Consider the following 11,988-nt stretch of genomic DNA (forward strand, 5'->3'; position numbering starts at 1 on the left):
CAAAATATTCTTTCATTTTCAAAATAGAACCTAAGTCCAACTTTATAATTATATGATATTTTTTTATTATTACATTTTTAATAAAGAAAACCATTTTTAAACCCAATATTTTAATATATTGATTTTTGTTTAATAAATAATACAAATAGTGAATAAAATAAAAGAGATTAAATTAAAAAATACATATAGGAAAAATATGAAAATCACTTGAATTGGTACAGGGATAATGGGTAAAGCAATGTTAAATAGACTTGCTAGTCATGGTCACATTATTCATGCTTATAATAGAACTTATGAAAAAATGAATGATTTAAATCATCCAAATATTTTGAAATTTAGATCAATTAAAGATGCTGTAAAAGATACTAATATTATTATGACTATGGTGGGTTATCCATCTGATGTTTTAGACATCTATTTAAATGATGAATATGGTATTTTTAATTATGTTTCAAGTGAACAAATTTGTATAGACTTCACTACATCTTCTCCTAATTTTGCTGTTCAGTTAGCTAACAATTCTAAAGGTATTAAAGTTTTAGATGCTCCTGTAACTGGTGGTGATATAGGTGCACTAAATGGAACACTATCTATAATGGTTGGTGGGGATTTTGAAACTTTTAAAAAAGTTGAAAGTATTCTAAAAATATTAGGGAATAAAATTAATTACTTTGGTAGTGCTGGTAAAGGACAACATGCTAAATTATTTAATCAAATTTTAGTTGCAGTTAATACTTTTGCAACAGCAGAAGTTTTAAACTATTGTAAAAAGAATAATGTTGATATTGAAGCTGCTTACAAAGTTTTTGATAAAACTATTGGTAACAACTGACAACTTAAAAATAATGGAATCAAAATGTTAAGTAGTGATTTGAAACCAGGATTTTATATCAAGCATTTCATTAAAGATTTAAAACTAGTTAAAGAAAATGAAAATGATTATTTATATGGTTTAAATGAAATATTAAAACTATATCAAGATTTTGCTAATCAAAATGAATTGGTAAATGAATTAGGAACTCAATCTATTTATGAATTACTGAAAAATATAGGGGAGAAATAATATGAAAATCGGATGACTTTCACATGACAATAGTTTTAATGAATTAGTTAATAATTTAATTTTTTCTAATCATGAAATTCTTTACTATATTAAAAATAATTCTAGTTTTAAAACAAATAAAAATTTATTAAGAGTTGATTCAGTTGATGAATTATTAAATTCAGATATTGAAGTTATTTTTACTTATTTTAATAATTCAACAGAAGCTTATTCAATTTTTTTTAAAGATATTATTAATAAATGTAAACATTTAAATAAAAAAGTAACATTAATTGATTTATCTTCAATTTCTGTAAACTTAGTAGAAAAGATTTTATTAAAAACAGAATACATTGATTATTTAAGTGCTCCTATTATTAGATACTCTAATAGTTTTAATCAACTATTTTACACTATGCCAATTAGTGGTAAGAAGTTTATTTTTGATAAAGTAAGTAATTTATTAGCAGATCTAGAAATTGATTATTTTTACTGTGGTGGATTAGCTTCAGCACAAGTATTAAACTCAGCTAGTGCAATGCTAAATTCTTTTGTTACCCTTGGTGTTTTTGAAGCAATTAATTATGCTATCTCAAACCAACTTGATTTGAACACTTTATATGAAGCAGTAAGTTCTGGTGCTGGAAGCAGTAATCTTTTATCTCAATTTTTTAAAAAGATTATCAATAAGGACTTTGATGATTTAAATGATAATTTAATTAATGCATCTCATCTTGTTTCTAATGTTTTAGTTGATAACAAAAATAACAATTATGATTTTTTATTATCTAAAGTAATTTATGGGATCTTAAAAAGACAAGGTAATAATACAGTTAACTTGGATGTTAACACTTTAGCAAAATTCTATAATTTGAATTTATTAAATACTAATAATTCTATAGACAACAATTTTACTGATTTTGATAACAGTAATGGTTTTAATTCTAACTATGTGGTTGATAACAACTATAATCTTTTTAATAGTTTTGAAAGTTATGAAAAACCTATTACTACTAGTAATGAAAAACTAGAAATTAGTTCATTAAAAAAAGAAAGTATCAATAATGATAATAATGTTGAGATTGAAAAGAAACCAATAATAGATTTTAATGATGAAGCTTTTTCTCAAACTCAAAATCAATCTATTTTTGATTTCATAGATAATTCAAATGCAAATGATGAACCTAATAATAATGAACCTAGTGAATACAAAACTCCTGAATCTTTGACTGATACAAATTTGAAACCAGAAATTAAAAATTTATTTGAAGATAAAGTAGATGAAGAAAAAGGTTCACTTGGATCAAAAGAAGGTTTTGTTGAATATATTACTCCAAATAAAACTGAAAATTTTGCAGTTAAATCAGATACTGAAAAACACAATACTCTTGTTGAAGATTTAATTGGAAAAGAATTAAAAAAAGAAGCAAACAAAATTAATTTACCAGTTAATGAAGGTTTAGAAGATTTCTTTAATTTTGATTTAAATAACATGGACTTAGATACATTTACTAATAATGGTAAAAAAGTTTTAGTTTTTGATCTTGATGGAACTTTATTAAATGAAAATAAAAGAGTAAATGTTGAAACTATTAGTGCAATGCAAAAAGCATATCAAGAAGGTCATGAATTAGTAATAGCAACTGGAAGATCTTATCAACAAACAATTGATGTAGTTAATCAAGTTGGGGTTGTAAGATATGCAGTTATGAATAATGGTGCATTAATCTATGATAAAGAAAATAATAAAATTTTTAGAAATACAGACCCTCTACCAAAAGACTTAATTAAATACTTTTTTGAAATTGTCTTTTCAAAAAATATTCCTTTCTTGCTATATAGTGATTTAAATGTTTATATGTACAATTTCACTAATGATGATAAAAAAGTTTTCTTGCCTTACATTAATGAAAGAACTATTGATATTTCTGGAATGAGCATTGATGAACTATTTAAATACTTAAATAACAATAATATAGATTTATTTAATTTATGTGCTCACTGTGAAGCATTAACTGAAGAAGATTGAGTACAAATGTTTAAATACTATAAAGAAGATCTTAAATTGTGTAATTTAACTAGTGCATTAAAAGGATCAATTGATATTTATGGTGCTTCAATTTCTAAATATATAGGTTATTTGAAATTGAAAGAAATGATTAATTGTTTTGATGATGATGTTTACTTCTTTGGAGATTCTAATAATGACTATGATTTAATGAGTCATTTAGAAAATGGGGTTGCTATGGGAAATGCTAATCCAAGATTAAAAGCTATTTCTAAATATGTGATTGGTGATAATAATTCAACAGCCATTGCAGACTTTATTGAATCTAGTATTTTAGAAAAAAGATTTTAAGTAAAATAAACAAACACATTTATGAATATAATTTATATTCAAAAATGTGTTTTTTATACCTTTATAGTTAAATAATTTTATTTTATTTATCAATAATTCAAAATCTATGATACAAAGGCAATTAAAAAATAATATAATCTAATCATTGAGTACAAAAATATTTTTGTAACTTCATATAAATATAATAGTTATAAATTGGAGCAACAATGAATTCATTTCCAAAAGATAGAAACATTAACTTTATGGTTTTTGAAAACCAAAATAGTATTGATGATTATTTAAGCTACGAAATCATTAAACACATTAAATCAAAAAGAGATTTAAACCTAGCAATTGAATCAAGAACTAGTTTATTTAGTTTAATGAACAATTTAAGAGATCAATGTTTAAATGGAAAAGTTTCTTTTTCAAACATTAAATTCTTTATGGTTGATGATTTTGTTTTTGAATTAAGTAGCTGAGAAAATTTTTTAGATAACTCTAGTGAAAATGTTATTAAAAATGTTTTATTTAGTGATACAGATTTTGTAGAAAATAATTTCTATAGATTAATTGATTTTAATAGATTTAATAGTTTATTAGATGGACCACTTAATAGTTATGATGCTCAAATTGATGCTCACAATGGATTAGATATTTTAGTATTAAAAATTAATAGTTCAGGTTCTTTAATATTTAATGAATTTGCAGATTCAATAGATTTATCTTCTAAAGCATTTAATTTAACAACTTCACTAAAAAAGCAAATATCAAGTGAATTTAAGAAGACTGATTTTTTACCAGTTGTTGGTGCAACATTAGGAATTGATCAAATCTTAAAAACTAGAAAAATTTATGTAGTGATTAATGATGCAAGTTCTGCAAACATTTTACAAAAAATGTTTTATAGCAAAGACTATGATAAAACACTTCCTGCTTGTTTATTAAAATCTCACCCTAATGTAGTTGTGTTAACTGACAAAGCTGCATCTGCTGGGATCTTTAATCCAATTGAAACTACTTTTAACTCTCACTATCCTACTACTAATCTTCCTGCTAGAACTGAAATTGCAAGAGATTATGCTTATGAAAAAAATTATTATAGAAACCAAGCAAACCTTAATAATGTTGCTGCAGGTTATCCAAACAATAATCAACAAGTTTATGAACAAGTGCCATATGACCAACTTCAATCAGAAGAGTTTAACCAACCAGGATTTGGCAACATGTTTTTAGAACCAACTGATCAATCTCAAATGCAAGAAGTTGTTGAACCAATGCAAACTGAAGAAGTACTTCCAGAATCTCCAATGGTTGAACCAGTTAATCAAAATATAAATATTATTATTGGAAATGAAGGTTACCAATCAAACCCTAATCCTGTAGAAGCTCAGCCAGCAGTTCAACAAACAGAAGTTGTACAACCTCAACAACCTGCTGAAGAATCTGTAAATGAAGATTATTGACTTTGATAGTTTAAATGACTTCCAAGACATTGATTAATTTACAAAAATAACTTATTAAAACTTTAAATAATAACCACATGCATATCATTTATGGTGCAAGTGGTTATTTTATTTTTTATTTTTATGTAATTGCACTACTTATAAAAAGTATGCACAAATAACTTTCATATTATATTTTTTTTGAATATAATTTACACATTGTGAATAAAAGTATTTTTTTTAATTTAATTTTTCTATGAACAAGAACATTAAACTAATTAAACCTAATAATAAAAAACTTAATCCTAAAAAGATTAAAAAAATTAAACCTAAGAATAAAAATCTTAGAGGTGGAAGTTTTAATAAAATTAAAGTTAATAAACATGTTAGACCAAATGTTGGAGTAATTAAAGTAAAGAAATTGTTTGCTTATTTGATTTCTGCAACTTCAATAGGAGCTATTGTTTCTGCTGTTTTAGTTCCACTAACTATAACTAGTTTTAAATCTAGCTTAAATGGACAAACAAGTGATAGTGGTTCAACAAATGGGAATAACAATAGCTCAAATGGTGAAAATGGTTTTGATAACAACCAGGATAATTCAAGTAATGGAAATCAAAATAATGATAGTAATAACAATCAAAATCCGACACCTAGTGAACCAGTAGACCCAACTCCTACACGTGATTATTATGATTCAATGTACTATTATGATGCAAAAATTTTAGATTCATATCAAAGAAATGTTCCAGAGTATTATCCACAATACTTACAAAACAATGGAAGTAATGTTGCACCTACAAAAGAGTATGTGACAAAATATTATCCTAATATTTGGAATAGCATTATTACAAAAGATGAAATTAAAAATGCTATTACTTATTCTGAAAATGATTTAATGAATGCTCAATTAAATTTAGAAAGAACTCAAAACAAAACTTTGAAAAAACATAAGATTAGTGATGTTATTTATGACACTAGAAATTTGTATTGAGGATATTCTAAAATTTCTGATAGCCAACCAGCAGTTAAAAAACAACTTGATTTAGATTTAAGAAAATATGGAGCATATACAACTGGTTTATATTTACCAGCTGGTGAAGTTATTACAATTAATTTCCCAGGATTAACAGATGAACAAGTAGCTGCATTAAATATTAGATTGGTTATTAATGACAATGAAATTCAAGATTTAACTTCTAGCAATGTTGAAAGTCAATGAAGTAAATGTAAAAATAGAATGCCTGTCATGAGACAAGTATTTACTCTTAGAAAAAATAATTTTTCTTTTGGTAATCCATTAGGTGGAATGATAAATTTAGAACATATAAATAACACTAATACAGTTGTTAATGGTTCAAATATTTTTAGAGTTGTAATTGATGGTGCTGTTGAAGCATTACATTATGTTCATGGATATACAACTGAAGATGAGTGACAAAGATTAGTGAAAGAATCTACTGCACCTTTTGTTGAAATTGAAAATGACTATACTAAGTTTTTAGTTCCTAAATCTAATTTAGGTCAGTTTGCTAATAAAGAAAACTATGAATGAGAATTAGATGAAAATAACAATGTAATTTCTTATAGTCATAAAGAAACTTTAATTAACAATACTTATCCATATAAATCACTAGATTTATGAAATAAATTATCATATGAATCAAGATATGTAAGTGGATTAAATGAAACACCTACAGTCAGACCACAAATTAAAAATTATTTTACTGATTATCAATATTATGTAGATGGTGGAGCTGCTTACACTTCAAATGCATATAATGTTATGCCTAGAAGTTGAGGTTCTGCTGTTACTAATTATGATACTAATAACAACTCAGGTAATTGAGGGGTTATTCATGAATACAATCACCACTTCCAAGTTAATCCAAGTAATGTTAGTTGAGGGTTTATAAGAAATGATCAAAATGAAGTTACTAATAATGTATTAAATTTATTAGCATATGCAAAATATGCAAACATTGGACAAGATAGAGCAGGTAAACAAGATATATCAAGTTGACCAAGTGGTCATTTATCAAATATTAATAGCTACAATGCAATTCTTAAAGTGATTAGAAATTCTACAACTTCATCAATCATAACGGCTCAAACTTTTCATTACACTAGTGTGATGGCGAACTTTGGATGAGAAGGTTTAGAAAAAGCAATTCGTTTAGCTAACACAACTTCAGCTCCTAGTAATATAACAGATGCTAATACTAAGTTTGTTTATTTTATTAGCAAAGCAACCAATTACAACTGAGGACAGTTTTATTATCAAGCAGGGTTGATAAGTATACAAAACCTACTTTTAATAAATGAAATATTTAAAGATTTAGAAGAATATGTTCCAATTGCTAGTTGATATGCAAGCCAGTCTAAGTATAGAGATAGTGATACCTGAGTTCATTCAAACTCACCTTTTAAAATAACTAAACAATATTTTGAAACTGGTTATCAGTTTGATTTAAAACTTAACAAAACAGATAAAGGAAGTACTTTAAGTGATCCTATGATTACTGTTAATCCTTTATATGGGACATTAGTTAATAATGGTAATGGTTTATACACTTATAAACCATTATTAACAGGCACCGATACAAATGGTAATCCTATTTATAATTATGGTGAAGTTGATAACTTTGAATATAAAGTTGAATCAATTAATACTGCAACTAAGAAAGCAATTTCATCAACTTTTAAAGTAGAAATATTTTTAGAAGGTGATGGTAATGAAAACTTTATAAGCAAAGAAGAAGGGATGATAGACCATAACCTATATTATCGAGATAATGTAACAAATATTTTATCTATGGCAACTTCTATCAATTCAAATATTGAAGCAGCTGCAGGTGATATTAAAAATATTACAAACACTTTAGAAAATGAAACTGTAACTTTTAGTAATTCTACAAATGTTGTAGAAATCACAATTCAATTACCAAAAGAACAATTAGTAAATAGAATTGTTTATAGAGATAAAACTGCTATGGCAACTCGTGCAGATGGATTAAAAATAATTGATATAGATAATAATCAAACATATGAAGTTAGTGGGTTTAGAAATGACAGTGGATATACAACTACTAATTTTGAAACACCTATAAAGTTAAAAAACTTTAAACTCGTACTAATTAGAAACAGTTCTAAAGAATTACAAAAAATTGCTTATTTTAATTTAATTTATCAAGGTGCTGTTGATTTTTAAAATTAAAAAAACAAATTATTAATTTAAATTAAAAATCCCTTATAAAGGGATTTTTTTATTCTAATAATTTCTTAAAGTTAAGTATTATTAATTACTTAAGAACTTCTTTATACATAAAACATTCTTTTTGATGATCATTATAAATTCCAATTGCTTGTAAATAAGAAAAGATTGTGACTGATCCTAAAAATGAAAAACCAAATTTTTTAAATTCTTTGTATATTTGTTTAGATAAAAAGTTTTCAGTTGTTCCTTCAGGGTTTTTTGTAATTTTATAATTAACTTTAGATCATAAATAATCATTAAGATTCTTATGAACTTCTACTAATTTAAAATAAGCTTTTGCATTGTTTATAATTGCTTGAATTTTCTTTTTATTTTTAATTACATTAAAATTATTAATAATGTTTTCAACATCATCTTCATTTAATTTAGCAATTGAATTAATATCAGAAAAATTGAAAGCTTTTTGATACTCACTTTGTTTACTTAAAATTACACTAAAACCTAATCCTGAACTTTGAGATTCTAAACATAATAATTTAAATAATTCCAACTCATTGTGGTTTTCTTTACCTCAATGCATATCATGGTATTCAGTATATAATTTGGTTTTGCATCAACTGCATCTTTTTTTATTTTCCATATTTATTGATTCTTTAGATTCTTATATTTATATTGTTTTTCACTTATATAAAATAATAACCTATTTAAATGCTGAAATAATGCCTTTGTTAAATAACAAGTTTATGTTGTTTAAATATCTTAAAATAAAGGTAAGGTAGATATATTTTTTCATAAACTGTTTACATATTAATAGCATATTGGTATTTGTAACAATTGATTTTGTATATATTTATATATATGATAAAAGTAATAAAGAGGGTGATGTTATGAAAATAAAAAAATCAAAGATTATTGGTTCATTTTTGGGTTTTGCAACTTTTTCTGCTCTTCCTTTTGTTTACTCTTCAAATATTACCAATAATTTAAACCTTGTTTATAGTTCCTTGGAATCTAATAATGTAAGAAATGCAGCGCTTACATGAGATACTTTGACTAATGAAGACAGAAGAAAACTGATGGCTAACTATATAGAACATTTTTCTGAAAACCAACCACTTAATGTTAATGGTACTTGTTCTTTTATAACGATTATGGGTATGATTGGTTTTTATGATACTTTCTTTAATGATGATTTAGTTACAGAAAACTATGATGTTTCTACAACTTATCCATTTCAATCTGTTACAGAAACTTCACCAGGTTTTTTAGGTGATAGAGAAATTAAATGAACCCAAAGTGGTCAAAGCATCACTGAATATACTGGTTTTGGTGCATATGCTAAAGCTTTGAAACATAAAGAAGACACTTCTTTTAATTCTGTAATTATGCAATCAATGTTAGATGCAGTTCCAGGTTCTCAATATATGCATGGTGCTGGAAGACTAGAATATAGAAAAGCATTTGACAGATATTTTGAAAATTATGTTGGATTACAAGAAGGTGTTGATTATACTTATGAATTTAACAGATTGGATGATTTAGAAAGTCAATCACAAGAAAAGCAGTTTAACTGAGCTAAATCAAAAATAGACCAAGGGATACCAGTTTTTCTTGCAATTTCAGGTTCAACTGGAGGTCATGGAGTTGTAGCATATGATTACAATGAATCTACAAAAGAATTAATTTTTAATGCTGGGTGAAATAAAAATAAAGGTGATACTTTAAATTCTATTGGGTATACAAAATATGGATATGCTTTTGTAATAAACTTCAGTGATAAATTAAAATCCAAATACTCTAATAACTATTTAAAGAAAACTGTTGAAGACTATGAAGTTAAAACTAGTACTTTAACTTATGAAGAATTATTAAATGAAATAGATAACAACAAAGAAAAACCAAAAGTAGAGTTCACTCAACAACCTACTAATTTTCAGGATTTAAAATATAAAGAAGGAATGTTAAACTTGGTTTTTGATTCTAAATATGAATTTGAAGTTACACAAAATAATATTAAACCTGTAAGTTTGCAATCAGGTAGTGTGAATGGTAGCCAAAAATATATATTACTAAATACAGCAAATAAACCAAATGATGGTAACTGAAAAATAAAGGTTTATGATAAAAACAATCCTTCATCAAGCACAGAATATACTTTTGCAGTTGATCATACTGCACCAACTATTTTAATTAATAATACTTCAGTTAATGGTACTGCTGCTAACACACTAACTTATGATAGTGCAACTATTAGTTGAAATGATAAAGATGTAAAAAGAGCAACTTATAGTTTTAATGGTGGTCAAGAAATCTCTTTTAAAAAGGGCACTACTTTTGCAGTTGATGGAACATATAAAATAAAACTAACTGATGATATTGGTAATGTAAGTGAAAAAACTATCAATATTAAAAATGATAAAAAATATGGTGTTGTAACAGAAAGTGGACAGCCATTAAATTTAGATTCTATTACTTCTTCCAATTTTAAAGTTACTAGTGGAAACAGTGGTTATAAGATTGTTGCTAAAAAAGACAATCAATCTTATGAATATAATTTTGATCAATTAATTAGTGAACCTGGTCTTTATAGTTTTGAAATTATTGATGATAAAAATAGTTCTGTTAAAAAATTTGGTATGACTCTACAAAAATCATCTTCATTATTTTCAGTAACTCACAAAGATGGAAAAGCTGTAAAAGATAAAGATGTAATTAATTCAGATCAAGATGTATTAGTGAAAGTTGAAGATAATGTAAATTTAACAATTACTAAAGATGGAAAGTCTTATCCTTATAGACTAGATGAAAATAATAATTTAATTATTAGACCGGATGGTTCATATATATTAACTTTTGAAGACTTGAATAGTGGTCAAAAATATACATTAAGTTTTGTAATTGATAATGTTTTAAAGTATAACCTTGAAAGTAATGCAAATCCTAAACCTACTGTAGAAAGTTTAGAAGAAGATATTAAAAAGAAACAAACTTTAAATAATCATGAAGCTTATATCTATTTTGATAAAAGAAAAGAAAACATGAATATTAAAATTTGGGAAAATAATCATTCTACAAATTTATCATGAGGTGATAAGTTAGGGAACCATGGTTCTTATTATGTTATTAAAATTTATAACTCTTCTAAAGAAGAATGATTTAGATTCTTTGCAAGAGGTGTATTCAATCAAGAAATGGTAGATAATGGTCCTTGAAAAGATAAAACTGACTGGGTTGAACCACCTGTTGATCCAAATAAACCTGTAACTCCCCCAGTTGATCCAGGACCAGATAAACCTGTAATTCCACCTGTTAATCCAGAACCTGACAAACCTGTAACTCCTCCAGTTAATCCTGATCCTGAAAAACCAACTGAACCAAGTAATCCAAATGTTCCAGTAGAACCAAACAAACCAAATGATACAAATAACTTTGCTAAGCACCCTACTCCTGATAAAGATAATTTACCATTTAAGTTTGAAGGACTTGATGAAAACAACAAATCTAAATTTGGTAATAAAGTAGTAATTAGTTCTATGAGTAATGCCAATAATAATTTTTCAGTAAAATTATTTAAAGATGGAAAACAAACAAATTATCAATGTGGTCAAGAAATTAATCAAGCTGGTAAATATGTAGTAACATTCCAAAATGAATCAGGAACACAATATTCTTATTCTTTTGAAGTCACTAACTCTAATGGTGAATTGATAGCTATTATTATTGGTTTATCAGTTGCTTTTGCAGTTGTGGTTACAGCTGCAGCTATAGCTATAGTTTTACAAAGAAAAAAATATAATAAGAGATTTGCTTCTCTAAAAAGATAATTAACTTAAAAATGAAATAAGTCCTATGACTAGGACTTATTTTTTTGTTTATAGTTTTTAAAATTGAATGTCTAATCACTTGAAATTATTTATAAATATTTTTGCTATTAATTAATTTAAAA

The 11,988-nt window shown here is 25.5% G+C and carries 6 protein-coding genes; 5 read left to right on the forward strand and 1 reads right to left on the reverse strand.

What is annotated here, in order from left to right:
• The first annotated feature begins 196 nt into the window (after window positions 1-196).
• The 4 genes from MYPE_RS01645 to MYPE_RS01660 all read left to right on the forward strand — a co-directional run bounded on the left by MYPE_RS01645 (window position 197) and on the right by MYPE_RS01660 (window position 8,036).
• A complete protein-coding gene (locus MYPE_RS01645; protein WP_011077145.1) occupies window positions 197-1,063 on the forward strand; it encodes an NAD(P)-dependent oxidoreductase in 867 nt (288 codons plus the stop codon).
• A 1-nt stretch (window position 1,064) separates the two neighbouring features.
• Complete coding sequence (locus MYPE_RS01650; RefSeq protein ID WP_011077146.1) at window positions 1,065-3,401, forward strand: Cof-type HAD-IIB family hydrolase; 2,337 nt, start codon at window positions 1,065-1,067, stop codon at window positions 3,399-3,401.
• A gap of 206 nt (window positions 3,402-3,607) precedes the next feature.
• A complete protein-coding gene (locus tag MYPE_RS01655) occupies window positions 3,608-4,855 on the forward strand; it encodes a glucosamine-6-phosphate isomerase (RefSeq protein ID WP_011077147.1) in 1,248 nt (415 codons plus the stop codon).
• Between the two features lie 226 nt (window positions 4,856-5,081).
• Window positions 5,082-8,036, forward strand: coding sequence for a M60 family metallopeptidase (locus tag MYPE_RS01660; RefSeq protein WP_011077148.1), 2,955 nt, complete (start codon window positions 5,082-5,084; stop codon window positions 8,034-8,036).
• Between the two features lie 91 nt (window positions 8,037-8,127).
• Here the strand turns inward: MYPE_RS01660 and MYPE_RS01665 are convergent, their stop codons facing one another.
• The gene (locus tag MYPE_RS01665) at window positions 8,128-8,682 is read right to left on the reverse strand and encodes a DNA-3-methyladenine glycosylase I (protein ID WP_011077149.1); all 555 of its coding nucleotides are present in this window, start codon (window positions 8,680-8,682) and stop codon (window positions 8,128-8,130) included.
• Window positions 8,683-8,929: 247 nt separating this feature from the next.
• On the opposite strand from MYPE_RS01665, the gene MYPE_RS05895 reads away from it, so the two are divergent.
• A complete protein-coding gene (locus MYPE_RS05895; RefSeq protein ID WP_044891234.1) occupies window positions 8,930-11,866 on the forward strand; it encodes a hypothetical protein in 2,937 nt (978 codons plus the stop codon).
• Window positions 11,867-11,988: the final 122 nt, after the last annotated feature.

This window comes from Malacoplasma penetrans HF-2, from assembly GCF_000011225.1.
Taxonomy (GTDB): domain Bacteria; phylum Bacillota_I; class Bacilli_A; order Mycoplasmatales; family Mycoplasmoidaceae; genus Malacoplasma; species Malacoplasma penetrans.